This is a genomic window from Pseudomonas sp. 05L36, assembly GCF_056398125.1.
This window is the reverse complement of sequence record NZ_JBFTOU010000003.1, coordinates 287,516-314,466: the sequence shown is the minus strand read 5'-3', so window position 1 is coordinate 314,466 and position 26,951 is coordinate 287,516. Positions and strand designations below refer to the sequence as shown.

Sequence of the window (26,951 nt, the reverse complement as noted above, 5' to 3'; positions counted from 1 at the left end):
TTTCTGTAGGAGCGAGCCTGCTCGCGATGGACGTTAACGATAACGCAAGCTGCCTGGATGAACGCGGTGGTCTGACGTTTTTCGCGAGCAAGCTCGCTCCTACAGGGGCCGGTGTCGTTCACGTCCATCTCATCCGACCTGCTACCAAGGAACTAGCAATCTCCTCATTGCGGGCAATTGTTGCCAGGGCGGCGGCGTCCAAGAATCTGCACCAGACCGGGAAAATTTTCCGGACATAACAAAAATCCGCAGAGGAAGCCGTCATGACCCATCCCGCACGTCGCCAGCCCTTCGTCTTGAGCCTGCTACTCAGTGCCATGCTGTTGTCCGGCCAGGCATTGGCCGGGGTTTCCGACCAGGACATTCTCCAGGACCCGAAGAACCCGGAACAGGTCGTGACCAACGGCCTCGGCGTTCAAGGGCAGCGCTACAGCCCGCTGGATATTCTCAACGTCGACAACGTCAAGGAGCTGCGACCGGCCTGGGCGTTTTCCTTCGGCGGTGAAAAACAGCGTGGCCAGCAGGCGCAGCCGATGGTCAAGGACGGCGTGATGTACATGACCGGTTCCTACTCCCGGGTGTTCGCCGTGGATGCACGCACCGGCAAGAAACTCTGGCAATACGACGCGCGCCTGCCGGATGACATCCGCCCCTGCTGCGACGTGATCAATCGTGGCGTCGCGCTGTATGGCGACCTGGTGATTTTCGGCACCCTTGACGCCAAGCTCGTGGCGCTGAACAAGGACACCGGCAAGGTGGTGTGGAGCAAGAAAGTCGCCGACCACAAGGAAGGCTACTCGATCAGTGCCGCGCCGCTGGTGATCAACGGCAAGCTGATTACCGGCGTGGCCGGTGGCGAGTTCGGCGTGGTGGGCAAGATCGAAGCCTACGACCCGAAAAACGGTGATCTGCTGTGGACCCGGCCGACGGTCGAAGGCCATATGGGCTACGTCTACAAGGACGGCAAAGCGGTGGAAAACGGCGTCTCCGGCGGCGAGGCGGGCAAGACCTGGCCGGGCGATCTGTGGAAAACCGGCGGCGCGGCCCCTTGGCTTGGCGGCTATTACGACCCGGAAACCAACCTGCTGCTGTTCGGTACCGGCAACCCGGCGCCGTGGAACTCGCACCTGCGCCCTGGCGACAACCTCTACTCCTCATCGCGCCTGGCACTCAACCCGGACGACGGCACCATCAAGTGGCACTTCCAGAGCACGCCCCACGACGGTTGGGACTACGACGGCGTGAACGAGCTGGTGTCGTTCAACTACAGCGAAGGCGGCAAGGAAATCAAGGCGGCGGCCACTGCCGACCGCAACGGCTTCTTCTACGTGCTGGACCGCACCAACGGCAAATTCATCCGTGGCTTCCCGTTCGTGGACAAGATCACCTGGGCCACCGGCCTGGATAAGAACGGCCGGCCGATCTACAACGAAGCCAGCCGTCCCGGCGCCCCGGGCTCGGAAGTCAAGGGCAGTTCGGTCTTCGTAGCACCGGCGTTCCTCGGCGCGAAAAACTGGATGCCGATGGCTTACAACCAGGACACCGGGTTGTTCTATGTGCCGTCCAACGAATGGGGCATGGACATCTGGAACGAAGGCATCGCCTATAAGAAAGGCGCGGCGTTCCTCGGCGCCGGATTCACCATCAAGCCATTGAACGAAGACTACATCGGCGTGCTGCGGGCCATCGATCCGAAAACCGGCAAGGAAGTCTGGCGTCACAAGAACTATGCGCCGCTGTGGGGCGGGGTGCTGACCACCAAGGGCAACCTGGTGTTCACCGGAACGCCTGAAGGTTTCCTGCAGGCGTTCAACGCCAAGACCGGCGAGAAGGTCTGGGAATTCCAGACCGGCTCCGGCGTGCTCGGCTCACCCATCACCTGGGAAATGGACGGCGAACAGTACGTTTCGGTGCTCTCCGGCTGGGGCGGCGCGGTACCGCTGTGGGGCGGTGAAGTGGCCAAGCGCATCAAGGACTTCAACCAGGGCGGCATGCTCTGGACCTTCAAGCTGCCCAAGGACCTCGTCGCCAAGCACTGATCCCGATTCCACCGCATAACCCCTGTAGGAGCGAGCTCGCTCGCGATGGTCGTAAACGGTAACGCTGGAAACCTGACACCCCGTGGCGTTCTCCGGTTCATCGCGAGCAAGCTCGCTCCTACGACCAAATAACGAGAGCCCCTCCTGCCAACGATGCATTCGTCTGGCACGCGGGGCTCTCTAGTATCGGCTCATCGCCTGTCAGCACGACAGGCATCGACCCAGACAGAGGCCCACCATGATCTACGCACAACCCGGAACCCCAGGCGCCGTCATTACCTTCAAGCCGCGCTACGGCAACTTCATCGGTGGCGAGTTTGTCGCTCCGATCAATGGCGAGTACTTCACCAATACCTCGCCGGTCAACGGTGAAGTGATCGCCGAATTCCCGCGCTCCAGCGCCGCCGACATCGACAAGGCCCTTGACGCCGCCCATGCCGCTGCCGACGCCTGGGGCAAGACCTCGGCCCAGGACCGCTCCCTGGTGCTGCTGAAAATCGCCGACCGCATCGAGCAGAACCTAGAGGTCCTGGCCGTCACCGAAACCTGGGACAACGGCAAGGCCGTGCGCGAAACACTGAACGCCGACGTGCCGCTGGCGGCCGACCACTTCCGTTACTTCGCCGGCTGCATCCGCGCCCAGGAAGGCGGCGCCGCCGAGATCAACGAGCTGACCACGGCCTATCACTTCCATGAGCCCCTGGGCGTGGTCGGGCAGATCATTCCGTGGAACTTCCCGCTGCTGATGGCCGCCTGGAAACTCGCCCCGGCCCTGGCCGCCGGCAACTGCATCGTGCTCAAGCCTGCCGAGCAAACGCCGCTGTCGATCATGGTCTTCGCCGAACTCATCGCCGACTTGCTGCCAGCGGGCGTGCTGAACATCGTCCAGGGCTTCGGTCGCGAAGCCGGCGAGGCCCTGGCCACCAGCAAGCGCATCGCCAAGATCGCCTTCACCGGCTCGACCCCGGTGGGCGCGCACATCATGCATTGCGCCGCCGAGAACATCATCCCGAGCACCGTCGAGCTGGGCGGCAAGTCGCCGAATATCTTCTTCGAAGACATCATGAACGCCGAGCCCGCGTTCATCGAAAAAGCCGCCGAAGGCCTGGTGCTGGCGTTCTTCAACCAGGGCGAAGTCTGCACCTGTCCGTCCCGAGCGCTGGTGCAGGAGTCGATCTACGAGCCGTTCATGGCCGAGGTGATGAAGAAGATCGCCAGGATCAAGCGCGGCAACCCGCTGGACACCGAGACCATGGTCGGCGCCCAGGCGTCCGAGCAGCAATACGACAAGATCCTCTCGTACCTGACCATTGCCCAGGAGGAGGGCGCCGAGCTGCTCACCGGCGGCGCGGCCGAGCGTCTGGAGGGCGACCTGGCCAGCGGCTATTACATCCAGCCGACCCTGCTCAAGGGCCACAACAAGATGCGTGTGTTCCAGGAAGAAATCTTCGGCCCGGTGGTGGGGGTCACCACTTTCAAGGACGAAGCCGAAGCCCTGGCCATTGCCAACGACAGCGAGTTCGGCCTCGGCGCCGGCCTGTGGACCCGCGACATCAACCGCGCCTACCGCATGGGCCGGGCGATCAAGGCCGGGCGCGTGTGGACCAACTGTTACCACCTGTACCCGGCGCACGCCGCGTTTGGTGGCTACAAGAAGTCCGGCGTCGGCCGGGAAAACCACAAGATGATGCTCGATCACTATCAGCAGACCAAAAACCTGCTGGTGAGCTACGACATCAATCCGCTGGGGTTCTTCTAACCTCGCACTAACGGCAACCACCCTGTAGGAGCGAGCTTGCTCGCGATGGACGTCAACGATGCCGCGTGCTGTCTGTATGTACACGGTGTCTTTGCGTCCTTCGCGAGCAAGCTCGCTCCTACAATGTTGTGTGTGCATGACGATCGCACCCCCCCTACCAAATCACCCCGCCAACTCCTTCGAAAGTAGCATTCGGGCACTCGATGCCCCGTGCATTAATGGCTCTACCGGAATCACCCGGCACAAGAAGAGGAATGACCCATGTGGACTAAACCCGCGTTTACCGATCTGCGCATTGGCTTCGAAGTGACGATGTATTTCGCCAACCGTTGATTGATCACCCGGCCAGCCGCTGCGTTGGCCGGGCCTGCCTTCTGGAGCATCTGCCATGCACATCCGCGTTCTCGGTTCCGCCGCTGGCGGTGGTTTCCCGCAGTGGAACTGCAACTGCCGCCAGTGCGCCGGTGTGCGCAATGGCAGCCTGCGGGCCCAGCGCCGTACGCAGTCGTCGATTGCCCTGAGCGACGACGGCGTGGAGTGGGTGCTGTGCAATGCTTCACCGGACATTCGCGCGCAACTCGAGAGTTTTGCGCCCATGCAACCGGCGCGGCGCCTGCGTGACAGCGCCATCGCCGGCATCGTGCTGCTGGACAGCCAGATCGACCATTGCACCGGTTTGCTCAGCCTGCGCGAAGGCTGTCCGCATGCGGTGTGGTGCACCGAGCGCGTGCATCAGGACCTGAGCAGTGGTTTCCCGCTGTTCAACATGCTCGGACACTGGAACGGCGGATTGCACTGGCAACCGGTCGGCCTCGATCGCCAGCCGTTCAACATCCCGGCCTGCGAGCATTTGCAGTTTCGCGCGATTCCCCTGGTGAGCAACGCACCGCCGTATTCGCCCAATCGCGGCAACCCGCAACCGGGCGACACCATAGGCCTGTTCATCGAAGACCTGCGCAACGGCGCCTCGCTGTTCTATGCCCCGGGCCTTGGCCGAATCGACGATGAAGTGCTGGGCTGGATGCAGCGTGCCGATTGCCTGCTGCTGGACGGCACCCTGTGGCGCGACGACGAGATGCGTATCTGCGAAGTCGGCCAGAGCCTGGGCAGCGAAATGGGGCACCTCCCACAAAGCGGCCCGGGCGGCATGCTTGAAGCGCTGGAGGGTTTCAACCGCCAGCGCAAGGTGCTGATCCACATCAACAACACCAATCCGATCCTCGATGAAGACTCGGCCGAGCGGGCTTTGCTGGAGCGGCGGGGGATTGAAGTGGCTTATGACGGCATGAGTATTGAGCTGTAGCCAAAGGCCCTATCGCGAGCAAGTCGGATCGCCGCACCGTCGCTCCCACAATGGATTTCTGCTGTACATGAAATTTGTGTTCCCACCGAACACCTGTGGGAGCGAGCTTGCTCGCGATAGGGCCAGCGCGGGCACCGCAAAAACTCCCGGAGAATAAAATGACTGACACCCCAATGTCCCCCAGCGAATTCGAAGCCGCCCTGCGCGCCAAGGGTGCCTACTACCACATCCACCACCCTTACCACCAAGCCATGTACGCCGGCCGCGCCAGCCGCGAGCAGATCCAGGGCTGGGTCGCCAATCGCTTCTACTATCAGGTCAACATTCCCCTGAAGGACGCCGCGATTCTCGCCAACTGCCCGGACCGCGACGTGCGCCGCGAATGGCTGCAACGGATCCTCGACCACGACGGCGTCCCCGGCAGCGAGGGCGGTATCGAAGCCTGGCTACGCCTGGGCGAAGCCGTGGGCCTGGATCGCGAGCAGATCCTGTCCCAGGAACTGGTGCTGCCCGGGGTGCGTTTTGCGGTGGACGCCTACGTCAATTTCGCTCGTCGCGCCTGTTGGCAGGAAGCGGCCAGCAGTTCGCTGACCGAGTTGTTCGCACCGCAGATCCATCAATCGCGACTCGACGCCTGGCCCACTCATTACCCGTGGATCGACGTTGCCGGCTACGACTATTTCCGCACGCGCCTGAGCCAGGCGCGGCGTGATGTCGAGCATGGCTTGCGCATCACCCTGGCGCACTACGTGACGGCCGAGGGGCAACAACGCATGCTGCAGATTCTGCAATTCAAGCTCGACGTGCTGTGGAGCATGCTCGATGCCATGAGCATGGCCTACGAGTTTGCGCGCCCGCCGTATCACACAGTCACCGGCGACAACGTCTGGCACCGGGGGATTGCCCTGTGAGCCTGATCGATCGCCAGCAGTCACCGGCCTTGCGTCGCGGTTTTCGTCTGCAATGGGAGCCCCGCCAGGACTGCCACGTGCTGCTGTACCCCGAAGGCATGATCAAGCTCAACGCCAGTGCCGGACAGATTCTCGACCTGGTGGATGGCCAGCGCAGCGTGGCGGCGATCATTGATCGGTTGAGCGCCAGTTTCCCCGGGGTACCCGGGATCGACGAAGACGTGCTGGCGTTTCTGGAGGTGGCCCATGCGCAATTCTGGATCGAGTGAGACGCTGCCCGGGCCACCGTTGTGGCTGCTCGCCGAGCTGACCTACCGCTGCCCGCTGCAATGCCCCTATTGCTCCAATCCATTGGATTTTGCCCGTCACGGCGAGGAACTGAGCACGCAAGAATGGATTCGTGTATTCCGTGAAGCGCGGGACATGGGCGCCGCGCAATTGGGCTTTTCCGGTGGCGAGCCACTGGTGCGTCAGGACCTCGCCGAACTGATCAAGGCCGCCCGGGACATGGGCTACTACACCAACCTGATCACCTCCGGCATCGGCCTGACCGAGCAGAAGGTGCGCGACTTCAAGGTCGCCGGGCTGGACCATATCCAGATCAGCTTCCAGGCCGCCGACGAAGCGGTGAACAACATGCTCGCCGGCTCGCGCAAGGCCTTTGCGCAGAAACTGGCCATGGCCAGGGCGGTGAAAGCCCAGGGCTACCCGATGGTGCTGAACTTCGTCACCCACCGGCACAATATCGACCGGATCGCGCAGATCATCGAGCTGTGCCTGGAGCTGGAAGCGGACTTCGTCGAATTGGCCACCTGCCAGTTCTATGGCTGGGCCGAACTGAACCGCGTCGGCCTGTTGCCCACCCGTGAGCAACTGCAGCGTGCCGAGCGCATCACCAATGAATACCGCGAACGCCTTGAAGCCCAGGGCCACCCGTGCAAGCTGATCTTCGTCACCCCGGACTACTACGAGGAACGTCCCAAGACCTGCATGAACGGCTGGGCCAACCTGTTTCTCGACATCACTCCCGACGGCACGGCCTTGCCTTGCCACAGCGCCCGGCAGTTGCCGGTAGCGTTTCCCAACGTGCGCGAGCACAGCCTCTCGCACATCTGGAACGACTCGTTCGGCTTCAATCGCTTTCGCGGCGATGACTGGATGAAGGAGCCGTGTCGCTCCTGCGACGAAAAGCACAAGGACCTGGGAGGATGCCGCTGCCAGGCCTTCATGTTGACCGGCGATGCCGCCAATGCCGATCCGGTGTGCAGCAAGTCGCCCCACCACGGGGTGATCCTCAAGGCCCGCGAAGAAGCCGAGGCGCCAGGGTTGGGGATGGAGCATCTGACGCTGCGTAACGCGAAGGCTTCGCAGCTGATCTATCGCGGATAGTCTGGCGACACAAATCCCCTGTAGGAGCGAGCTTGCTCGCGATGGTGTGTCAGTTGACACCTGTTTTGCTGACACACCTTCGCGAGCAAGCTCGCTCCTACAGGGGGCTGCGGTGAACTTGAATGTGCTACCCATTGGTCTGATTGCATTCACAGCTGGATGGTTTAGTGTGGTTTCTACCTTCCAAAACAATAAAAACAGGCTTTCCAATGAGCCAGAGTCTCAACCAGCTGCGCAAATTCGTTTCACCTGAAATCATCTTCGGTGCCGGTAGCCGGCACAGTGTCGGCAATTACGCCAAGACCTTTGGCGCGCGCAAGGTCCTGGTGGTCAGTGACCCCGGCGTGATTGCCGCCGGCTGGGTCGCCGATGTCGAAGCCAGCCTGCAGGCCCTGGGCATCGAATACTGCCTTTACAGTGATGTCTCGCCCAACCCGCGGGTCGAAGAGGTGATGCTCGGCGCCGAGATGTACCGGGAAAACCACTGCGACGTGATCGTCGCCGTCGGTGGCGGCAGCCCGATGGACTGCGGCAAAGGCATCGGCATCGTCGTCGCCCATGGCCGCAGCATTCTCGAATTCGAGGGCGTGGACACCATCCGCGTGCCCAGCCCGCCGCTGATCCTGATTCCGACCACTGCCGGCACCTCGGCCGACGTCTCGCAATTCGTGATCATTTCCAATCAGCAGGAGCGCATGAAGTTCTCCATCGTCAGCAAGGCCGTGGTGCCGGACGTTTCGCTGATCGACCCGGAAACCACCCTGAGCATGGACCCGTTCCTGTCGGCCTGTACCGGCATCGACGCCTTGGTGCATGCCATCGAAGCCTTCGTGTCCACCGGCCACGGGCCGCTGACCGATCCCCATGCGCTGGAGGCGATGCGCCTGATCAATGGCAACCTGGTGCAAATGATCGCCAACCCGACCGACATCGCCCTGCGCGAAAAAATCATGCTCGGCAGCATGCAGGCCGGGCTGGCGTTTTCCAACGCCATCCTCGGTGCCGTGCATGCCATGTCCCACAGCCTCGGCGGCTTTCTCGACCTGCCCCACGGCCTGTGCAACGCGGTGCTCGTCGAGCACGTGGTGGCCTTCAATTACAACTCGGCGCCGGAGCGCTTCAAGGTGATCGCCGAGACCTTCGGCATCGACTGCCGAGGCCTGAATCACCGGCAGATCTGTGGGCGCCTGGTCGAACACCTGATCGCCCTCAAGCACGCCATCGGCTTTCACGAAACCCTCGGTTTGCATGGCGTGCGGACCTCGGACATTCCATTCCTGTCGCAGCATGCGATGCACGATCCATGCATCCTGACCAACCCGCGCGAATCCAGCCAGCGTGATGTCGAGGTCGTCTATGGCGAAGCCCTCTGACGAGCAACAACGAGCCCTGGCCGGGCTGCTGGGGCTGGGCAGCCATTCGGCGCGCAAGAGTCATTACCCGGAACTGGCCGCGCGCCTGGATGATCTGGAAGCCGAGCGTAACCGCTACAAGTGGCTGTTCGAAAACGCGGTGCACGGGATCTTCCAGGTCAGCCTGCACGATGGCATGCGCGCCGCCAACCCGGCGCTGGCACGCATGCTCGGCTACCAGGACCCGCAGGAGGTGCTGTTCTCCCTGACCGACCTGGCCAGCACCCTGTTTGTCGACGGCGCGCAGGAGCTGGAAAACATCGGCGAAATCCTCAGGCACCAGCGCAGCCTGCACGGCTATGAAACCCGCTTGCGGCGCAAGGACGGCAGTCATCTGGATGTATTGATGAACCTGTTGCTCAAGCCCGGCCAGGAAGGGCTGGTGGAAGGGTTCGTTTCCGATATCACCGAGCGCAAACTGGCCCAGCAACGCCTGCAGCAACTCAATGACGAACTGGAGTTGCGCGTCGTCGCGCGCACCAATGAATTGCTCGAAGCCAACCGTAACCTTCAGCAGCAGATCACCCAGCGTAAACAGATCGCCCGGGCCTTGCGCGACGCCCGCGATGCCGCCGAGGCGGCCAATCACAGCAAGGACAAATACCTCGCCGCCGCCAGCCACGACCTGCTGCAACCGCTGAATGCCGCGCGGTTGCTGATTTCGACCCTGCGCGAACGCCAATTGCCGGAAGCCGAACAACTGCTGGTGGAACGTACTCACCAGGCCCTGGAAGGGGCCGAAGACCTGCTGACGGATTTGCTCGACATTTCCCGGCTCGATCAGGCCGCGGTCAAGCCGGACATCGCCCCGTACCGCCTCGACGAACTGCTCGGGCCGCTGGTCTCGGAGTTTCAGTCCGTCGCGCAGGCGGCCGGCTTGAACCTTCGGGTGCGCATGGCCGATTACGCCATCAGCACCGACTTGCGGCTGATGACGCGGATCCTGCGCAATTTCCTCAGCAACGCCTGCCGCTACACCGACGAAGGCAGCATCCTGCTGGCGGCAAGGCGTCGCGGCGAGATGTTGCGCCTGGAGGTCTGGGACACCGGGCGTGGCATCGCCGCGGACCGGCTCGATTCGATCTTCCTCGAGTTCAACCAGCTGGACGTCGGCCGCGCCGCCGACCGCAAGGGCGTGGGCCTGGGGCTGGCGATTGTCGAGCGCATCGCCAAGATCCTTGGCTATAAGATCGGCGTGTACTCGTTGCCGGGGCGGGGTTCGATGTTCAGCATCGAGGTGCCGATATCCGACGAGGTTCCATTGCCCGTGAGCCAGGCGGTGCCACAACCGGGCACCGGCAACCCGCTGCCGGGCCGCCGTTTACTGGTGCTCGACAACGAAGTGAGCATTCTCGAAAGCATGAGCGCGTTGCTTGGGCAGTGGGGCTGCGACGTGCTGACCGCCACCGATGAAGCGGCTGCGCTGGCGGCGCTACGCGGGCAGGCGCCGGAACTGATTCTCGCGGACTATCATCTCGATCACGGGGTGGTCGGCTGTGATGTGGTGCGACATTTGCGCGAGCATTTCCACCAGGACATTCCCGCGGTGATCATTACCGCCGACCGCACCGACCATTGTCGGCGTGCGTTGCAGCGGCTCAACGCACCCTTGCTGAACAAACCGGTGAAGCCCGGCAAGTTGCGCGCGGTGTTGAGTCAACTGTTGGCGGCGCCAGCCTGAAGCGGCCGATACTGCAGGGTAAAGCACAGTTCGGTGGATTGGCCCTGTTCCAGCAAACGCAAGCCTGGCCGACCGGGCAGGTGGTGCGCGTTGACCGGGTGGCTCACCGGTTCGATACAGAAAAACCCCTGACCCACCGGGCAGTAGAGCAAATAGTAATCGCTGCCTGTGGCCTGGCAGTCGAGTTCATAACCGAGGTCGGGTTGATGGATCAGGCAGTGGCCGTCCCATTCACAGAAACCGTTGTCCACCAGCGCTTCGGGCAATGACTTGAGTTGCTGAAAATCCCACTCGAGCGGCAATGCGCTGAGTTCTGTCGGCAGTTTTGCCGCGTCGCACAACCACACGTGCCGGGCCGGTGCCTGTAGTCGGGTGTTCGCTGTCCGCGGCAGGTACGGGTGCAGCCCCAAACCATGCCACGCCGCGTTTTCAGCCTGGTGCGTGACGTGCATTTCGATGCTCAGCTTGCCCGCGTGCAAATGGAAGCGTTGCCGGGAGCGCCAGGCGAAGGGTGTTGTGCTGTCCAGTTGCAGGATTACTTCATTTTCAGATCGGGAAATCACCTGCCACGGCTGCTGCCAGGCGCTGCCGTGAATCGGCAGGGGATCGGTGAGGCTGTTGGGCGTCAGTGCCAGCCAGCCGTCGGGGCAATCGAAACCACCTTCGGCAATGCGATTGGACCAGGGGATCAAGGGAAAGCAGCCAAGCTTGCCGGGCAGGCCGGTGTTCAGGGCATGCGCATCGGCGCGGCGCAACAAGGGTTGGCCAGAGCTGCGCGCGGTCCAGTTGACGATGCTGCCGCCGAGTTCCGGGGCGAGGGTGAGATGGGTGAATTCGTCTTCGAGTTCGATCAGTGTCAGCGACATAGTGACCTGCTACTTGATTTTTGAGGTTTATCCCTCGCCACAGAAGCTCCCTCATCATTCAATCGTTGAAAAGGGGTTCGGGTAAACCTGTTACGCCGGGGTCGACGGCGAACACGCCACCGGCCAGTGATTGCGGGTCATGGTCGTCGCCGGGGCGGATCGAGGTCACGAACAGCGTGTCCAGTCGAGGGCCACCGAAGGCGCACATGGTGGGTTTTTTGACCGGTATGGCGAGGGAGCGGTCAAGTCGGCCGTCGGGGGTAAAACGGTGGATCAACCCGGCATCGTTGGCGCAAATCCAGTAGCAGCCATCGGCGTCGACCGCCGCGCCATCGGGACGCCCGCAGTACTGATTCATGTCGACGAATACGCGTCGATTCGAAGGCGTACCGGTGTCGATGTCGTAGTCGAAGGCCCAGATCTGCTGGACCTGGGGATGGGAATCGGACAGGAACATCGTGCGTCCGTCCGGGCTGAAGCCCAGGCCGTTGGGCACGATGAAACCGCTCAGTCGGGCGTCGAGCGGCTCGCGCTGCCCGGCGCCGTAGCGATACAACCTACCCTCGGCGGCGTTGGCGCCCATGTTCAGCACCATGCTGCCGGCCCAGAAGCGTCCCTGACGATCGCAACGGCCGTCGTTCAAACGCATGTCGGTGCGGGCATGGTCGACGCGGGCCAGCCGTTCACTGTCGAGGCTGCCGTCGTTGCGCGGATGCAGGTGGAAGAACCCGCTTTCCATGCCGGCGACCCAGCCTCCGTCACGATGACGGGCGATGCAAGCGAGCATCTCCGGGGTTTTCCAGGCATCCACCTGCCCGGTTTCGGCACTCCAGCGCTGTAAACCGCCAGCGGGAATATCGACCCAGTACAGCGCGTTTTCCTCAGGCACCCAGACCGGGCTTTCACCGACGGCGTTGCGGGCGTCGACAATCAATTCGGCTTGCATGGCAACTCATTCCCTTGGTTTTTGTCGTGGGGATCAAGTGAGCGGCGCGGGCTCAGTCGCCGAACGGACCGGCTGCGCAGAAGGCGCCACCCTGATAGAGCCGCGCCGGGTCGTCGGCGGCTGGCATCGGCTGGGCTTCGATTTTTTCGCGGAACACTTCGGAACTGTCCTGCGGGGCAAAACCCAGGGCCGTGGCATAACGGTTGTCCCACCAGATGTCCTTGTTGTCGGACATGCCGTAGACCACGGTGTGGCCGACATTCGGCGTGTACAAGGCGCGTTCGAGCAGTCGGGTCAGGTCGCCGAAGCTCAGCCAGGTGCTCATCATCCGGCGGTTATGCGGTTCCGGGAACGAGGAGCCGATGCGCACGCTGACGGTCTCGATGCCATAGCGGTCGAAGTAGAAGGTGGCCATGTCTTCGCCGTAGGACTTGGACAGGCCGTAGTAGCTGTCCGGGCGGCGAGGGGAGTGGGCGTCGATCACTTCGTCCTGCTTGTAGAAGCCGATCACATGGTTGGAGCTGGCGAAGATCACCCGCTTCACGCCGTGGCGGCGCGCCGCTTCGTAGATGTGGAACACGCCGCAGATGTTGGCGCCGAGGATCTCTTCGAACGAGCGCTCGGTCGACACGCCGCCGAAGTGCAGGATCGCGTCCACGCCTTCGACCAGTTGATGCACCGCCTGCTTGTCGGCGAGGTCACAGGGCATCACTTCTTCGCGGTCATCGATAGCCGGCGCGATATCGGCGATATCCGACAGGCGAATCACATTGGCGTAGGGGCGCAGGCTTTCGCGCAGGATTTTCCCGAGGCCACCGGCGGCGCCGGTCAGCAGCAGGCGATTGAAAGGGGGGCGGGCGGTTGCTGTGGTCGTCATGGGAATCCTGGACACGCGGTTGTTGTTATTGATTTGTTGTAGGTTGTCGTATGACTGTGCTGGAGTATCCTTAGGGTTTCCGGCACTTGTCAACGCGACATTGGTGGAAATTGACGGAGGGTCGGTTCATACATGCTGGCATTGATCTCCAGACTGGCGTGGAACCTGTGGGAGCGAGCTTGCTCGCGATGGCGGTATAACAGTCAATGCAGATGTTGAATGTTACGGCCTCATCGTCGGAACGCCGCCCGGAGCAAGCTCGCTCCCACAGTGGTTTTGTGTTTACAGCAGGCTGATCGGATAACTGATGAACACCCGGTTCTCATCGAACTCGTTGGTGCTGAAGCTCTTGCGAATGCTCGCATTACGCCATTTCACGTTGAGGTTTTTCAGCGGGCCGCTCTGCACCGTGTAGGCCAGTTCGGATTCGCGGCCCCATTCCTTGCCGTCGGTGATGGCGCCGGTGTGCACATTGTCGCCACTGATGTAGCGATTCATCAGGGTCAGGCCCGGAACGCCCAGGGCGACGAAGTTGTAGTCGTGGCGCACTTGCCAGGATTTCTCCCGGGCGTTGTCGTAGCTGGAGTTGTAGCTGTCGTTGGCCAGGGTGCCGCCGCTGGTGCCGTTGACCCGCATCCAGACGTTGTCACCGGTGAGTTTTTGCAGGCCGACATAGAAGGTGTTGCCGCCATATCTGGCCGAGAGCAGGGCGAACGCAGTCTTGTTGTCGAGGTCACCGGCCTTGGCACTGCCGTCTTCCTTGCCAATGAAGTAGCCCAGGTTGGCGCCCAGGGTCCAGTCGCCAACGGGCTGGCTGTGCGTCAGGTTGAAGTATTGCTGCTGGTAAATGTCACTGAGTTCCGAGTACCAGACGCCGACCTGCGTGCGCTTTTCATTGAACGCATATTCACCGCCGCCGAAATTGAAACGGTCCGAGGTAAACGCCGCTTTGCCGTTCATGAACATGTCTTCCATGCTCGCGTCGTTACGCGGGCTGTTTTTCTGGAATTGACCGCCGTACAGCGTCAGGCCGCTTATTTCGCTGGAGGTCACCTGAGCGCCCTGGAAGGTCTGCGGCAGCGAGCGGCCATCGTCGGAGCGCAGGATCGGCAGCACTGGCATCCATTCGCCTACCTTCAATTCGGTTTTCGAGACCTTGCCTTTGAGCGCCACGCCGAGCCGGCCGAAATTGTCGGCGGGGCGGCCGTCGTCGTGGATCGGCAACAACTGTGTGCCACCGGTGCCTTTGCCGCCATCGAGCTTCTGCGAGTACAGGCCCAGTACATCGACACCGAAGCCCACGGTGCCCTGGGTGAACCCGGACCGGGCGTCGAGAATGAAGTTTTGCGTCCACTCTTCAGCCTTGCCCTGGGGATAGGCCGGGTTGGTGTAATTGCGGTTGAAGTAGGCGTTGCGCAGGTTCAGCGTGGCTTTGGCGTCGTCAGTGAAACCTTCGGCCTGGCAGGTGATGGGCAGGACGAGGGCCAGGCCGCTGCAGCCGATCAGGCTCAGGGTATGACGACGGGTAAAGTCTGGACGCGAAGAACGGGCGGAGGAATTGCGGACGAGCTTGCTCACTGTGACGCTCCATTGTTTCTTGTTGTTTTTATTGTTGTCATATGTCGTCGTACAACATTGGCGGCGATATTTGCGGGATTTTCGAGGGTTGTCAATCGGAAGTTATACGATGACTTGTGCAGGCTTCGGGATATCCGGGAAACCTGTGGGATAAAACTGTGGGAGCGAGCTTGCTCGCGATGACGGACTGTCAGTCAACATTTCTGTTGGATGTCAGGCCGCTATCGCGAGCAAGCTCCCACAGGGGATGGATACATCAGTTAGAGATCATTGGCGGCAGGGTGCCTAGCAGCGAGACCGCCGCCACTGCGCCGAGCCCCAGCATCCACTCCAGCATCACGCTGGCGCGCAGTGTTTGCAGACGCTGTTCGCAATCATTGATCCGCAAGCGATTGAACAACGCCAGGCCCAGCATCGAGGCCACCAACAATGCCTTGATCGACAGGATCAAGGCGAAACCGCTGAACAGCGGAGTCGGCCAGAACGCCCCGGTGAGCACCCGCACATTGATCAGCCCGGTGATCAGCAACCCGGCGACCAGGCCGTAACCGATGCCGCTGAAGCGCTGCAACATCACGCGGATCGAATGCCCATCGGGTTGACGCAAGATCATCACCAGCAGCATCAAGCCGCCGAGCCAGGCACCCACGCACATCAAGTGAATGAGTTGATTGAGGATCAGCAAATGCCCGGCGGTGCCATCGAGCATGGCGCCGTGGCCAACCGGGGCCAGGGTGGCCAGCAGCAGACCACTGAGGATCAGGCGCAGCGCAAGGCTGGCGCGCAATGGGGTCAGGAGCAACGCCAGCAACAGCAGGTTGATCAGCAAATGCCAGCGCCAGACCTGGCCGAAAAAGGTGTTGCCCAGCACCAGGCCCAGGGTCGACGGATCGAAGGCCGCGTCCCACGCCCCGGCCATGCTCGCGGTAATCAGCAGCAACCAGCAGACCCCGCTGGCCAGCGCCACCACGGCCAGCCACCGGCAGGTCCGTGCCAGTCGCTGATCCAGTGCCGTTTCGCCATTTGCAAGCAAGGGCCTGAACACCCAGCCCCCGAACAGCATCAACACCACGATGAAATGCAGGAAGCGGCACAGCACCAGCGCGCTCGCCATGAATTACTGGCCAACCTTGAAGGCGTAGGCACCTTCGCTTTTGTGGGTGTCGACCGACACTGCGTGCCATTCGACTTTGTAGGCCCCGGCGGCCAACGGCGCAGCCGGGGTGACGATCAGGGTCTTTTTATCGCTGCCTTCGGTGGTCAGCGCTTTGACCGCCACCGGTGCGCCATCCCGGGTCAGCGTGACTTTGGTGAAACTGGCCTCGATACCCTCGGAGAACACCAGGCGCAATTGCGCTGGCGCGGCCACGGTGCTGTCGGCGGCCGGTGTCTGGCTTTTCAGGTGGGCGTGGGCAAACACCGAAGAAGCAGCGAGCAGCGAGCCGAGCAGGGCAGTGACGGTCAGGGTTTTCTTGAGCAGCATCGTGGGGACCTCAGGCAGTTTCCAAGTGTGCAGAGTTTAGCTTTACGACAGCGGCTGTACGAAGTTTCGTTTTCCCCTGTCGCCGCGGTCCAGAGCGGATGCTAGTCTTGCCCAACGTTGTTGTCGGGGATCCGCATGGGCAATCACAAGATCGAGATTCGTCGCAGTAACGTCGAAAAAATCCTGCTGGGGGCGGAAAAGGTCTTCGCTGAAAAGGGCTTCGGCAGCACCGCCATGGCCGACATCGCTGCTGAAGTGCAACTGCCGCGTTCCAACCTGCACTACTACTTCAGCACCAAGACTGAACTGTACAGCGCCGTGCTGTTCGACTTGCTGGAAGTCTGGAAGCAGGACGCGCTGTGCTTCGAGATGTTCGATGATCCGCGTGTGGTGCTCAGCAGCTACATCCGCGCCAAGATGAACCATTCCCGCAGCCGGCCTTACGGTTCGAAAGTCTGGGCCAACGAAATCATCCATGGCGCGCCGACCCTCGGCGCAGCGCTGGACGCGAGCCTGTACGACTGGGCCAAGATGAAGGAAGCGAAAATCCGCCAGTGGGTGGACGATAGACGCATCCTGCCGGTGGAACCCTCGAGCCTGCTGTACATGATCTGGGCCTCGACCCAGCACTATGCCGACTTCGATCACCAGGTGAATATTCTCAACGATCATCAGCCGCTGTCGGACATGCAGTTCGAAAAAGCAGTGCAGACGGTGACCAGTGTGATTTTGCGGGGGATTGGGTTGGAGCCTTGAGATTTGTGGTGTAGCGGCCGGCCTCATCGCGAGCAAGCTCGCTCCCACAGGGATCATTGGTGTACTCAGGATTGACGTACGACACAAATCTACTGTGGGAGCGAGCTTGCTCGCGATGGCGTAATCTCAAACGCTGAAAACCTCAAGGGCTGACATGATACGGATTCCTCGGATCATGATTCCAGTCCAGGAACGGCTTGCCCGTCTCCACCGGCACCATCTCGATGCAGTCCTGCACCGGGCAGGTGATCTGGCACAGGTTGCAGCCCACACACTCCTCATCGATCACTTGATACTTGTGAGTGCCGTCCGCCTGCTCGAGGCTGGCCACGGCCTGGTGCGCGGTGTCCTCACAAGCGATATGGCAACGACCACAACCAATACACGCCTCCTGATCGATTTTCGCGATCACCTGATAGTTGATGTCCAGGTACTTCCAGTCCGTGGTGTTGCCCACCGCGCGGCCGGAAAATTCCGAGATGCTGGCGTAGCCCTGACTGTCCATCCAGCGCGACAATCCGTCCTTCATGTCCTCGACAATCCGGAAACCGTGCAACATCGCCGCGGTGCACACCTGCACCGAGCCACTGCCCAGGGCGATGAATTCCGCGGCGTCGCGCCAGTTGCCGATGCCGCCGATGCCGCTGATTGGCAGGCCCTGGGTCTGCGGGTCGCGGGCGATTTCGGCGACCATGTTCAAGGCAATCGGCTTGACCGCCGAGCCGCAGTAACCGCCGTGGGTGCTTTGGCTGCCGACCATGGGGTTGGCGACCATGCGTTCGAGGTTGACGCTGGTGATCGAGTTGATGGTGTTGATCAACGACACCGCATCGGCACCGCCACGGTAGGCGGCGCGGGCGGCGACGCGGATGTCGGTGATGTTCGGCGTGAGCTTGACGATCACCGGCAGCGAGCAATACGTCTTGCACCAGCGGGTGACCTGTTCCACGTATTCCGGCACCTGGCCGACTGCAGCGCCCATGCCGCGTTCCGGCATGCCGTGGGGGCAGCCGAAGTTCAGTTCGATGCCGTCGGCACCGGTGGCCTCCACCAGCGGCAGGATGTTTTTCCAGGACTCTTCGACGCAGGGCACCATCAACGACACAATCAGCGCGCGGTCCGGCCAATCCTTTTTGACCTGGGTGATTTCCCGCAGGTTGATCTCCAGAGAGCGGTCGGTGATCAGCTCGATGTTGTTAAAACCGAGTACTTCCCGGTTAGCCCCGAAGTGCGCCGAGTAGCGCGACGACACGTTCACCGCCGCCGGGTCTTCCCCCAGGGTTTTCCAGACCACGCCGCCCCAGCCGGCCTCGAAGGCGCGGACCACATTGTAGGCTTTGTCGGTGGGGGGCGCGGAGGCCAGCCAGAAGGGATTGGGTGCTTTGATGCCGGCGAAGACAATCGACAGATCGGCCATTTACGCAGCCTCCACGTTGAGCATCAGTTGAGCGTTGATTGCCTCGGCGGCGCGCTTGCCATGCTGCACGGCTTGCACGGTAAGGTCCTGGTCGAGGCTGGTGCAGTCGCCGCCGGCATACACGCCGGGGATGCTGGTGCGCAGTTGTTCATCGACTTCGATGCGTTCGCCCTGACACTTGAGCTCACGGGCCAGCGGATCGCTGAGGGCGCTGCCGTCGAAGGCCTGGCCGATGGCCTTGAAAATCGCATCGGCGGCCAGTTCGAAGGTTTCACCGGTGGTTTGCAGGCGACCTTCCACCAGATGGGTGCGGGCGAAACGCATGCCGCGCACGCGGCCCTGGTCATCGAGCAGCACTTCTTCCGGTTGAGCCCAGGTCATCAGCCGCACCTGATTGGCCTTGGCAATGTCCTGTTCGTGATGGGTGGCACCCATGTCCTCGACGCCACGGCGGTACACCAGATTCACATCGTGGGCGCCGAGGCGGGCCATTTGCACCGCCATGTCAATGGCGGTGTTGCCCGCGCCGAGGACGATGCAATGGTCGGCCAGGGGCAGTTGGCTCAGGTCATCGGCCTGGCGCAGTTCGCGGATGTAGTCGGTGGCGGCGAGCAGGCCGGGTGCGTCTTCGTGGGCCAGGCCCAGCTGTTTGCTGGCATTGAGCCCGAGGCCGAGGAACACCGCATCGAACTGTTGATGCAGTTCGCTGAGGGTCAGGTTCTCCCCGAGTTTCTGCCCGTGGCGGATTTCGATCCCACCAATCTGCAACAGGAACTCAAGCTCCTTTTGCGCGTAGTCATCCACCAGCTTGTATTTGGCGATCCCGTATTCGTTGAGGCCGCCAGCTTTTTCCCGCGCCTCGAAGATCACCACGTCATGACCGTGCATGGCACTGCGGTGAGCACAAGACAACCCGGCCGGACCGGCACCCACCACGGCGATGCGTTTGCCGGTGGCGGCAGCGCGCTGGAAGGGGTGCGTACTGAAGTGGGCGTTGTCCACGGCGTAGCGTTGCAACAGGCCGATCATGACCGGCGCGCATTCGTGAGTGTTGTTGCGCACACAGGCTTGCTGGCAAAGAATTTCCGTCGGACACACCCGGGCGCAACTGCCGCCGAGGATGTTGGCCGAGAGGATTTTCTGCGCGGCACCTTGCACGTTGTCCTGCGCAATGTTGCGAATGAACGAGGGAATGTCGATTTCGCTCGGACAGGCATTCACGCAGGGCGCGTCGTAGCAATACAGGCAGCGCGAGGCTTCCAGGTGCGCCTGACGCTCGTTGAGCGGCGGCGCCAGATCGGTGAAATGGCCGGCGAGGGCGGTCGCATTCTCATGGGGATGCGGGAGATGGTCCAGGGTCTTGATCACGGTTTTGGCCTCACGGTTATTTGAGGTGCTGCCTCTGAATGGGCATTGTTTTTGTGTTGTCTGTGACGACGCCTTCGCTGGCAAGCCAGCTCCTACAGGTTGGAATGCATTTCCCTTGTAGGAGCTGGCTTGCCAGCGAAAGGCCGAAGGCCGCTCTCAGCGTTTCACGGCAACAGGCTTGTGCAGCTCAGCCCGCTTGCTCAGCAAATCAAACACCGCCGGGTACGCCGGCCGTTCGATGTAGCGCCCGGCCCCACGTTCGGCCCGCAGGTCGCCGTCGGCCCAGACCACGCGGCCCTGGCTGATGGTGTGACTGGGCACGCCGCGCACGGTCTTGCCTTCGAAGATGTTGAAGTCCACCTGCTGATGGTGGGTCGTGGCGGAAATGGTCCGGGTGCCTTGCGGGTCCCACAGCACCAGGTCGGCATCGGCACCGACGCGGATTGCGCCTTTGCGTGGGTAGAGGTTGAAGATCTTCGCCGTGTTGGTGGACGTCAGCGCGACGAATTGCTGCATCGAAAAGCGTCCGCTGTTCACCCCTTCATCCCACAACACCGCCATGCGGTCTTCGATGCCGGCGGTGCCGTTGGGGATCTTGCTGAAGTCGTCGCGGCCAGCGGCTTTCTGCTCGGCGCAGAAGCAGCAGTGGTCGGTGGCGGTGGTGTGCAGGTTGCCCGATTGCAGGCCATGCCAGAGCGCCTCTTGATGGCCGCGAGGGCGGAACGGCGGGCTCATCACGTAACCGGCGGCGGTTTGCCAGTCCGGATCGCGGTAGACACTGTCGTCCAGCAGCAGGTGCCCGGCGAGTACTTCGCCGTAGACCGGTTGCCCTTTGCCCCGAGCGTAGGTGATTTCGTCCAGCGCTTCCTTGGTCGAGACGTGGACCAGGTACAGCGGCGTGCCCAGGGTTTCGGCGATGCGGATCGCCCGGCTCGCGGCTTCGCCTTCAACCTGGGAAGGGCGCGACAGGGGATGCGCTTCCGGCCCGGTGATGCCCTGGGCCATCAGTTTGCGTTGCAGGTGATACACCAGTTCACCGTTTTCCGCGTGAACGGTCGGCACCGCGCCCAGTTCCAGGCAGCGTTCGAAACTCGCCACCAGGGTGTCATCGGCGGCCATGATCGCGTTCTTGTAGGCCATGAAATGCTTGAAGCTGTTGACGCCGTGCTGGCTGACCAACTCGGCCATTTCCTCGCGGACCTGCTCGCTCCACCAGGTAATGGCGACGTGAAAGCCGTAGTCCGACGCCGACTTCTCGGCCCAGCCGCGCCACTGATGGAAGGCTTCGAGCAAGGATTGCTGCGGATTGGGAATCACGAAGTCGATGATCGATGTGGTGCCGCCAGCCAGTCCCGCCGCCGTGCCACTGTAAAAGTCCTCGCTGGCCACAGTGCCCATGAAAGGCAGTTGCATGTGGGTGTGCGGGTCGATGCCGCCGGGCATCAGGTACTGGCCGCTGCCGTCAAGCACTTCGGCGCCTGCAGGTATATCGAGATTTTCGCCGATGGCCTTGATCACGCCGTCTGCGCAATACACATCGGCGCGATAACTTTCATCATGGGTAATAACGGTGGCGCCACGGATCAACAGAGACATTCCGAGTTCCTCGCAGGCAATGACCGGCTTATGCCGGTTCTAGATGTTTTATTCAAAACAGCTCGCACAGAACTAATCCTGTCAACGCTGTCAGGATTAAACGCTAGCTGCACTTATCAGAATCGGCAAGAATATTTTTTATAAGCTTATGCTGTTATTAACTAATTGATATTTAACGATTAAATACAAGAATCACCAAAATGGTGAGACCACTCACCATTTTGACGCACTTGACAGGATCGAAAAATAGTCAAGATTTCCTATGTGAAATCAGCTGTTTGAGTATGGTCTATGGTTGATGCGCAGCCATTGAAAAAAAGATCGACGCACCAGTTTGAGTCCTGACTGTCCGGACAACTTGCTGGCATTCGGCCTGAGTGGCCTGACAAATAATCGAGTCAGCGAATAAAACTGATAAACATCAGTTGGTTGCAATGTGTTTATGGAACTGCCCGATGCGTATTCGGGGTACACGGCACGTTTATTGATGCCGCCAGCCCCTGATGAGCAACAATAATCAAAAGAACAGTGGAGCGGCCATGCAACAGATCAGATCGCAAGTGACCGAGCGCGACGGCTTGTTCGAGCTCGAAGCCGGCAGCGATGTCCTCGACAGTCCCCGTTACAACCACGACATTGCACCGACCAAGGTGCGCGAACGCACCTGGAACAAATGGCACATCACCGCGCTGTGGGTGGGCATGGCGATCTGCGTGCCGACCTACACCCTCGGCGGTGTGCTGACCGCGTATTTTGGCCTGACCGTCGGCGAAGCGCTGCTGGCGATTCTGTTCGCCAATATCATCGTATTGATTCCCCTGACGCTTAACGCCTTTCCCGGCACCAAGTACGGCATTCCCTTTCCGGTGTTGCTGCGCTCGTCCTTCGGCGTGCTCGGTTCCAACATTCCGTGCCTGATCCGGGCCCTGGTGGCGTGTGGCTGGTTCGGCATCCAGACCATGTTCGGCGGGCTGGCGATTCACCTGTTCCTCGGCTCGGTGTTCGAGGGCTGGAAATCCCTGGGCGGCACTGGCGAGGTCATCGGCTTCATGGTGTTCTGGGCGCTGAACCTGTGGGTGGTGATTCGCGGCGCCGAGTCGATCAAATGGCTGGAAACCCTGTCGGCGCCGCTGTTGGTGCTGGTGGGCGCAGGCCTGCTGGTCTGGGCCATGCCCAACGTGTCGATGAGCGAATTGCTGGCGATTCCGGCCAAGCGCCCCGAAGGTGCCGGCGTGGCCAGCTACTTCGCCGCCGGGCTGACGGCGATGGTCGGCTTCTGGGCCACGCTGTCCCTGAACATTCCGGACTTCAGTCGCTACGCAAAAAGCCAGAAGGACCAGATCGTCGGGCAGATCATCGGTTTGCCGCTGACCATGTTCCTGTTCGCGTCCCTCGGCGTGGTGATGACTGCCGCGTCGGTGAAACTGGTGGGCGTCACGGTGTCCGATCCGGTGACCCTGATCGGTCATATCCAGAGCCCGGTGTGGGTCGCACTGGCGATGGCGCTGATCATCATCGCCACGTTGTCGACCAATACCGCAGCCAACATCGTGTCGCCGACCAATGACTTCCAGAACATCGCGCCCAAGGCCATCAACCGCACCAAAGCGGTGTTGCTCACCGGGTTTGTCGGGTTGGCATTGATGGCCCATGAACTGCTGAAAAAACTGGGCCTGATTGTCTCGGACGTCAGCCTCGAAACCGTCTATTCCAACTGGTTGCTTGGCTATTCCAGCCTGCTGGGGCCGATTGCCGGGATCATGGTGGTGGACTATTTCCTGATCAAGAAACAGCAACTCGACCTTGCCGGCCTGTACCGCGATGACGTGTATCCGGCGTGGAACTGGTGCGGTTTCCTGGCCTTTGGCGTGCCGGTGGTGTTGACGCTGCTGTCCCTGGGCAGCGATGCGTTCAGCTGGTTCTACAGCTATGGCTGGTTTACCGGCTCGGCGCTGGGTGGGATTATTTATTATGGGTTGAGTGTGATGCGGCCCAGCCCGTCTGTCGCTAAATCTGCGGTGTAGCGAATGGCCCCATCGCGAGCAAGCTCGCTCCCACAGGGGATTTGTAAACGCTGGAGATCCAATGTGGGAGCGAGCTTGCTCGCGATGAGGGCTTTGAATCCACCGACGAAACACCTGAAAAATCCATAAGAACAGCCTGAGGAGATCATCATGAACGCTGTCGTCGACGTTCTGCAGTCCAGCCATCAGCACATCAACCGCGACCGCCTGTGGCAATCGCTCATGGAGCTGGCCAGGCTCGGCGCCACGGTCAAGGGCGGCGTTTGTCGCCTGGCCCTGACCGATCTGGACCGCCAGGCCCGGGACATTTTCGTCAAATGGTGTATCGATGCCGGCTGCACCGTCAGCATCGACGCCGTCGGCAACATCTTCGCTCGCCGTCCCGGGCGCAACCCCGACCTGCCGCCGGTGATGACCGGCAGCCACATCGACACCCAGCCCACCGGCGGCAAGTTCGATGGCTGCTTCGGTGTATTGGCCGGCGTCGAAGTGCTGCGCACCCTCAATGACCTCAACATCGAGACGGAAGCGCCGCTGGAAGTGGTGGTCTGGACCAACGAAGAAGGCTCGCGCTTCGCCCCGTGCATGATGGGTTCCGGCGTGTTCGCGGAAAAATTCACCCTCGAGGAAACCCTGGCCAAGGTCGATGCCGATGGCGTGACGGTGGGGCAAGCGTTGAACGCCATCGGTTACGCCGGTCCGCGTCAGGTTACCGGCCATGCCGTGGGCGCTTATTTCGAAGCCCACATCGAGCAAGGCCCGATCCTTGAAGACGAACGCAAGACCATAGGCGTAGTCATGGGCGCCCTCGGGCAGAAATGGTTTGACCTGAAACTGCGCGGCGTCGAAGCCCACGCCGGCCCGACCCCGATGCACCTGCGCAAGGACGCCCTGGTCGGCGCCGCGGTGATCGTCGGAGCGCTCAACCGCGCCGCCCTCAGCCATCAACCCCACGCCTGCGGCACCGTCGGTTGCCTGCAGGCCTATCCCGGCTCGCGCAATGTCATCCCCGGCGAAGTGCGCATGACCCTGGACTTCCGCCATCTGGAACCGGCGCGCCTGGACTCGATGATCGCCGAAGTGCGCGAAGTCATCGAAACCACCTGCGACGAACACGGCCTGACCTTCGAACTCACGCCAACGGCCGACTTCCCGCCGCTGTACTTCGACAAAGGCTGTGTCGAAGCCGTGCGCGGCGCCGCCCAAGGCCTGGGCCTGTCGCACATGGACATCGTCAGCGGCGCAGGGCACGACGCGATCTTCCTCGCCGAACTCGGCCCGGCCGGAATGATCTTCGTGCCGTGCGAAGGCGGCATCAGCCACAACGAAATCGAAAATGCCGCGCCGGATGACCTGGCGGCCGGGTGTGCGGTGCTGTTGCGGGCGATGCTGGCGGCTTCGGCGACGATTGCCAGTCAATTGGCAGCCTGAAAGTCAAAAGATCGCGGGCTGCGCCAGCTCCTACATTGACCGAGTACAACCCTTGCGGATGTGCGCGTTTCCCGTAGGAGCTGGCGCAGCCTGCGATCTTTTGATCTTGACCTTTCAAATCCAAATGGCATCCCACAAGGGATAATCACCCACCCGTTTCACCAATCCCGCCCGCAGAGGGTTCATGACGATGTACCGGGCCGCATCCTTGATGTCTTCATCACGACGTAATGCCCGGTCGTAATACCCTCGCTGCCACAGACGACCTTGATCGCCACGCATGAAATTGATCGAACGGCTGCTTCTGGATTTGATTCGGCACATCAACTCGGCCAACGTGCCATGCTTCAATTCCATCAACCAATGCAGATGATCCGGCATGACAACCCAGGCCATGGAGGTCACTAGCGATGCTTCATCGGCACAACGCAACTGCTCGACCACGAGCCTGCCCATCCGCCAATTTGCGAACACAGGCTCTCGTTGATGGGCGACAGCGGTCAGCAGATAAATACGACGGATTCCGAAAATCGAGCGTTGCGCAGGCGACATCCATTTGCAGCGACAGGCATTCCTTGCCCTCCTTGAAATGTATTGGCAAATGAACGTTAGCCGTTAGCGTGGACGCCATGGATGAAAGCATTTTCCGAATATTTCGGGAGTACACAATCCCTGTAGGAGCTGCCGAAGGCTGCGATCTTTTGATCTTCAGCCATTCAACTGACGTCGAAAATCAAAAGATCGCAGCCTTCGGCAGCTCCTACATCTGCACGATAATGAACGCGCGCGGTCGTAATCTTCACAGGCCGGCGCATGACGGCGCCGCCGCACGCGGGGAGAACCCATGAGCCAGGACGTCCTGACCACTGAAACCAATCGCCGCCAGTTGCAGCAAATCATCGCCGGTTTGTCCGACGGGGTAATTCTGCTGGACCCCGACCAGAGCATCCTGTGGGCCAACGAGGCGGCGCTGGCCATGCACGGTGTCTCGCAAGTCAGCGATCTGGGTGCCAACGCCGAGGCCTATGCCAAACGCTTCGCCTTGCGCCATCGCAACAATCACGTCGTGCCAGTCGACAGCTATCCGATCAACCGTGTGGCTCGCGGCGAGACGTTCAGCGATGTGCTGGTGGAGGTGACCTCGGCGGCGGACGAAGAGCGTACCTGGGTCCACCGCGTGCGCGGCCTGGTATTGACCGACAGCCATGGCGAGCCGCAATCGCTGGTGTTGATCATGGACGATGTCACCGACCGGATCAGCGCGGAGCAAGGCTTTGCCACAGCGTTTCGCCTGTCCCCGGTGCCGACTCTGCTGTGTGGCGCGGCTGATCAACGGGTGCTGGACGTCAACGAAGCGTTCCTCGATACCCTCGGTTATCCCAGTGAGGAAGTGCTTGGGATCAGCATTGCGCAGATCGATTTCATCGATGACAAAAACGCGCGCATCTGGCTGTTCGCCGCGCTGGAGAAAACCGGCAGTCTGGACCGCATCGATGTGCGCGTGCGCAGAAAAGACGCCGGGCTGATCGATTGCACCGTGTCGGCGGACACGGTGAGCATTCAAGACAACCCGTGCTATCTGCTGGTGCTGGTGGACATCACCGAGCGCAGGCGCACCGAGCTGGAACTGGTGTCGGCCATCGAGGAAGCGATGAAGGACGCCTCTTGGTTCAGCCGCACGCTGATCGAAAAACTGGCCAAGGTGAAGAACGTCAATTCACCGAAGTTGCCCAGCGTGTCCTTCACCGACCTGACCGCCCGTGAGCGCGAAGTGCTGGGCCTGATTTGCGAAGGCCGGACCGACAAGGAAATCGCCGCGCGCCTGAAACTCGCGCCGAACACGGTGCGCAACCATGTGGCGGCGGTGTATTCCAAACTCAATGTGCACAGCCGCAGCGAGGCGATTGTCTGGGCGCGGGAGCAGGGACTGTTCTCTGGTGAATGGCGGTCGAAGGGGCAGGGTTAAGGTGCAAATGCGCTATCGGTCGCCGCATTGATCGAAGAATTGCGTTACGAACTGCAAAGCAACTCTCTGTAACACCCTGATCCTGTGATGTAAGAACTGTCAGCTTTTATGGGTGTTGGCCACCGGCTGCACTATCAATGATTCGCAGA

Annotated in this window: 22 protein-coding genes and 1 pseudogene; 13 read left to right on the top strand and 10 right to left on the bottom strand. The window is 61.3% G+C overall.

Annotated features, from left to right (window positions below; all coding sequences use genetic code 11):
• The first annotated feature begins 263 nt into the window (after window positions 1-263).
• The 9 genes from AC1DKH_RS05235 (at window position 264) to AC1DKH_RS05195 (ending at window position 10,494) form a co-directional block, all read left to right on the top strand.
• Window positions 264-2,039 carry a PQQ-dependent methanol/ethanol family dehydrogenase gene (locus tag AC1DKH_RS05235; RefSeq protein ID WP_477797640.1) on the top strand — a complete coding sequence of 592 codons (1,776 nt, stop codon included), beginning with the start codon at window positions 264-266 and terminating at the stop codon, window positions 2,037-2,039.
• A gap of 238 nt (window positions 2,040-2,277) precedes the next feature.
• Window positions 2,278-3,798, top strand: a complete 1,521-nt coding sequence (gene exaC, locus AC1DKH_RS05230; protein WP_477797639.1) for an acetaldehyde dehydrogenase ExaC — start codon at window positions 2,278-2,280, stop codon at window positions 3,796-3,798.
• Window positions 3,799-4,059: 261 nt separating this feature from the next.
• Complete coding sequence (gene pqqA / locus AC1DKH_RS05225) at window positions 4,060-4,131, top strand: pyrroloquinoline quinone precursor peptide PqqA (protein WP_003253598.1); 72 nt, start codon at window positions 4,060-4,062, stop codon at window positions 4,129-4,131.
• 55 nt (window positions 4,132-4,186) lie between these two features.
• Complete coding sequence (pqqB, locus tag AC1DKH_RS05220; RefSeq protein ID WP_477797638.1) at window positions 4,187-5,101, top strand: pyrroloquinoline quinone biosynthesis protein PqqB; 915 nt, start codon at window positions 4,187-4,189, stop codon at window positions 5,099-5,101.
• 158 nt (window positions 5,102-5,259) lie between these two features.
• On the top strand, window positions 5,260-6,012 hold the full coding sequence (pqqC, locus tag AC1DKH_RS05215) for a pyrroloquinoline-quinone synthase PqqC (RefSeq protein ID WP_477797637.1): 753 nt from the start codon (window positions 5,260-5,262) through the stop codon (window positions 6,010-6,012).
• Complete coding sequence (gene pqqD, locus AC1DKH_RS05210; protein WP_310059085.1) at window positions 6,009-6,281, top strand: pyrroloquinoline quinone biosynthesis peptide chaperone PqqD; 273 nt, start codon at window positions 6,009-6,011, stop codon at window positions 6,279-6,281. The genes pqqC and pqqD overlap by 4 nt, the downstream gene beginning before the upstream one ends.
• Window positions 6,259-7,401 carry a pyrroloquinoline quinone biosynthesis protein PqqE gene (pqqE, locus tag AC1DKH_RS05205; RefSeq protein WP_477797636.1) on the top strand — a complete coding sequence of 381 codons (1,143 nt, stop codon included), beginning with the start codon at window positions 6,259-6,261 and terminating at the stop codon, window positions 7,399-7,401. The genes pqqD and pqqE overlap by 23 nt, the downstream gene beginning before the upstream one ends.
• A 209-nt stretch (window positions 7,402-7,610) precedes the next feature.
• The gene (gene ercA / locus AC1DKH_RS05200; RefSeq protein WP_477797635.1) at window positions 7,611-8,774 is read left to right on the top strand and encodes an alcohol dehydrogenase-like regulatory protein ErcA; all 1,164 of its coding nucleotides are present in this window, start codon (window positions 7,611-7,613) and stop codon (window positions 8,772-8,774) included.
• Window positions 8,758-10,494, top strand: a complete 1,737-nt coding sequence (locus tag AC1DKH_RS05195) for a PAS domain-containing hybrid sensor histidine kinase/response regulator (protein WP_477754757.1) — start codon at window positions 8,758-8,760, stop codon at window positions 10,492-10,494. Before ercA ends, AC1DKH_RS05195 begins: the two co-directional genes overlap by 17 nt.
• On the opposite strand, the gene AC1DKH_RS05190 is transcribed toward AC1DKH_RS05195, so the two are convergent.
• From AC1DKH_RS05190 to copC, 6 genes are all read right to left on the bottom strand, one after another.
• Entirely contained in the window at window positions 10,470-11,360 is an 891-nt protein-coding gene (locus AC1DKH_RS05190; RefSeq protein WP_477797634.1) for an aldose 1-epimerase, read from the bottom strand. The genes AC1DKH_RS05195 and AC1DKH_RS05190 overlap by 25 nt on opposite strands.
• 58 nt (window positions 11,361-11,418) lie before the next feature.
• The gene (locus AC1DKH_RS05185; RefSeq protein ID WP_477797633.1) at window positions 11,419-12,306 is read right to left on the bottom strand and encodes an SMP-30/gluconolactonase/LRE family protein; all 888 of its coding nucleotides are present in this window, start codon (window positions 12,304-12,306) and stop codon (window positions 11,419-11,421) included.
• A 52-nt stretch (window positions 12,307-12,358) separates the two neighbouring features.
• A complete protein-coding gene (locus tag AC1DKH_RS05180; RefSeq protein ID WP_477754760.1) occupies window positions 12,359-13,183 on the bottom strand; it encodes an NAD-dependent epimerase/dehydratase family protein in 825 nt (274 codons plus the stop codon).
• 282 nt (window positions 13,184-13,465) lie between these two features.
• On the bottom strand, window positions 13,466-14,761 hold the full coding sequence (locus AC1DKH_RS05175) for an OprD family porin (protein WP_477797632.1): 1,296 nt from the start codon (window positions 14,759-14,761) through the stop codon (window positions 13,466-13,468).
• Between the two features lie 256 nt (window positions 14,762-15,017).
• Window positions 15,018-15,875 carry a copper homeostasis membrane protein CopD gene (gene copD, locus AC1DKH_RS05170; protein ID WP_477797631.1) on the bottom strand — a complete coding sequence of 286 codons (858 nt, stop codon included), beginning with the start codon at window positions 15,873-15,875 and terminating at the stop codon, window positions 15,018-15,020.
• A 3-nt stretch (window positions 15,876-15,878) separates the two neighbouring features.
• Window positions 15,879-16,244 carry a copper homeostasis periplasmic binding protein CopC gene (copC, locus tag AC1DKH_RS05165; RefSeq protein WP_477797630.1) on the bottom strand — a complete coding sequence of 122 codons (366 nt, stop codon included), beginning with the start codon at window positions 16,242-16,244 and terminating at the stop codon, window positions 15,879-15,881.
• Between the two features lie 135 nt (window positions 16,245-16,379).
• On the opposite strand from copC, the gene AC1DKH_RS05160 reads away from it, so the two are divergent.
• Window positions 16,380-17,000 (top strand): TetR/AcrR family transcriptional regulator, encoded by a 621-nt coding sequence (locus AC1DKH_RS05160; RefSeq protein WP_477797629.1) that lies wholly within the window; start codon window positions 16,380-16,382, stop codon window positions 16,998-17,000.
• 142 nt (window positions 17,001-17,142) lie between these two features.
• Here AC1DKH_RS05160 and preA read toward each other — a convergent pair whose 3' ends face one another.
• The 3 genes from preA to hydA form a co-directional block, all read right to left on the bottom strand.
• Entirely contained in the window at window positions 17,143-18,417 is a 1,275-nt protein-coding gene (gene preA, locus AC1DKH_RS05155) for an NAD-dependent dihydropyrimidine dehydrogenase subunit PreA (RefSeq protein WP_477797628.1), read from the bottom strand.
• Window positions 18,418-19,785: an NAD(P)-dependent oxidoreductase gene (locus AC1DKH_RS05150; protein WP_477797627.1), complete on the bottom strand. Its 1,368-nt coding sequence runs from the start codon at window positions 19,783-19,785 to the stop codon at window positions 18,418-18,420. It lies immediately after the preceding gene.
• A gap of 156 nt (window positions 19,786-19,941) precedes the next feature.
• Window positions 19,942-21,381 carry a dihydropyrimidinase gene (hydA, locus tag AC1DKH_RS05145; RefSeq protein ID WP_477797626.1) on the bottom strand — a complete coding sequence of 480 codons (1,440 nt, stop codon included), beginning with the start codon at window positions 21,379-21,381 and terminating at the stop codon, window positions 19,942-19,944.
• A 539-nt stretch (window positions 21,382-21,920) separates the two neighbouring features.
• Between hydA and AC1DKH_RS05140 the strand changes: the two genes are divergently transcribed.
• Entirely contained in the window at window positions 21,921-23,405 is a 1,485-nt protein-coding gene (locus tag AC1DKH_RS05140; protein WP_477797625.1) for an NCS1 family nucleobase:cation symporter-1, read from the top strand.
• A 150-nt stretch (window positions 23,406-23,555) separates the two neighbouring features.
• Window positions 23,556-24,836, top strand: coding sequence for a Zn-dependent hydrolase (locus tag AC1DKH_RS05135; protein ID WP_477797624.1), 1,281 nt, complete (start codon window positions 23,556-23,558; stop codon window positions 24,834-24,836).
• A gap of 114 nt (window positions 24,837-24,950) precedes the next feature.
• On the opposite strand, the pseudogene AC1DKH_RS05130 reads toward AC1DKH_RS05135, so the two are convergent.
• A pseudogene (locus AC1DKH_RS05130) lies at window positions 24,951-25,408 on the bottom strand (REP-associated tyrosine transposase).
• Between the two features lie 272 nt (window positions 25,409-25,680).
• On the opposite strand from AC1DKH_RS05130, the gene AC1DKH_RS05125 reads away from it, so the two are divergent.
• Complete coding sequence (locus AC1DKH_RS05125) at window positions 25,681-26,802, top strand: helix-turn-helix transcriptional regulator (protein WP_477797623.1); 1,122 nt, start codon at window positions 25,681-25,683, stop codon at window positions 26,800-26,802.
• The last annotated feature ends 149 nt before the right edge of the window (window positions 26,803-26,951 follow it).

Coding starts and splice junctions, on each gene's coding strand:
- AC1DKH_RS05235 (WP_477797640.1), top strand. CDS start 264: ATGACCCATCCCGCACGTCGCCAGCCCTTCGTCTTGAGCCTGCTACTC.
- exaC (WP_477797639.1), top strand. CDS start 2,278: ATGATCTACGCACAACCCGGAACCCCAGGCGCCGTCATTACCTTCAAG.
- pqqB (WP_477797638.1), top strand. CDS start 4,187: ATGCACATCCGCGTTCTCGGTTCCGCCGCTGGCGGTGGTTTCCCGCAG.
- pqqC (WP_477797637.1), top strand. CDS start 5,260: ATGACTGACACCCCAATGTCCCCCAGCGAATTCGAAGCCGCCCTGCGC.
- pqqE (WP_477797636.1), top strand. CDS start 6,259: ATGCGCAATTCTGGATCGAGTGAGACGCTGCCCGGGCCACCGTTGTGG.
- ercA (WP_477797635.1), top strand. CDS start 7,611: ATGAGCCAGAGTCTCAACCAGCTGCGCAAATTCGTTTCACCTGAAATC.
- AC1DKH_RS05195 (WP_477754757.1), top strand. CDS start 8,758: ATGGCGAAGCCCTCTGACGAGCAACAACGAGCCCTGGCCGGGCTGCTG.
- AC1DKH_RS05190 (WP_477797634.1), bottom strand. CDS start 11,360: ATGTCGCTGACACTGATCGAACTCGAAGACGAATTCACCCATCTCACC.
- AC1DKH_RS05185 (WP_477797633.1), bottom strand. CDS start 12,306: ATGCAAGCCGAATTGATTGTCGACGCCCGCAACGCCGTCGGTGAAAGC.
- AC1DKH_RS05180 (WP_477754760.1), bottom strand. CDS start 13,183: ATGACGACCACAGCAACCGCCCGCCCCCCTTTCAATCGCCTGCTGCTG.
- copD (WP_477797631.1), bottom strand. CDS start 15,875: ATGGCGAGCGCGCTGGTGCTGTGCCGCTTCCTGCATTTCATCGTGGTG.
- copC (WP_477797630.1), bottom strand. CDS start 16,244: ATGCTGCTCAAGAAAACCCTGACCGTCACTGCCCTGCTCGGCTCGCTG.
- AC1DKH_RS05160 (WP_477797629.1), top strand. CDS start 16,380: ATGGGCAATCACAAGATCGAGATTCGTCGCAGTAACGTCGAAAAAATC.
- preA (WP_477797628.1), bottom strand. CDS start 18,417: ATGGCCGATCTGTCGATTGTCTTCGCCGGCATCAAAGCACCCAATCCC.
- hydA (WP_477797626.1), bottom strand. CDS start 21,381: ATGTCTCTGTTGATCCGTGGCGCCACCGTTATTACCCATGATGAAAGT.
- AC1DKH_RS05140 (WP_477797625.1), top strand. CDS start 21,921: ATGCAACAGATCAGATCGCAAGTGACCGAGCGCGACGGCTTGTTCGAG.
- AC1DKH_RS05135 (WP_477797624.1), top strand. CDS start 23,556: ATGAACGCTGTCGTCGACGTTCTGCAGTCCAGCCATCAGCACATCAAC.
- AC1DKH_RS05125 (WP_477797623.1), top strand. CDS start 25,681: ATGAGCCAGGACGTCCTGACCACTGAAACCAATCGCCGCCAGTTGCAG.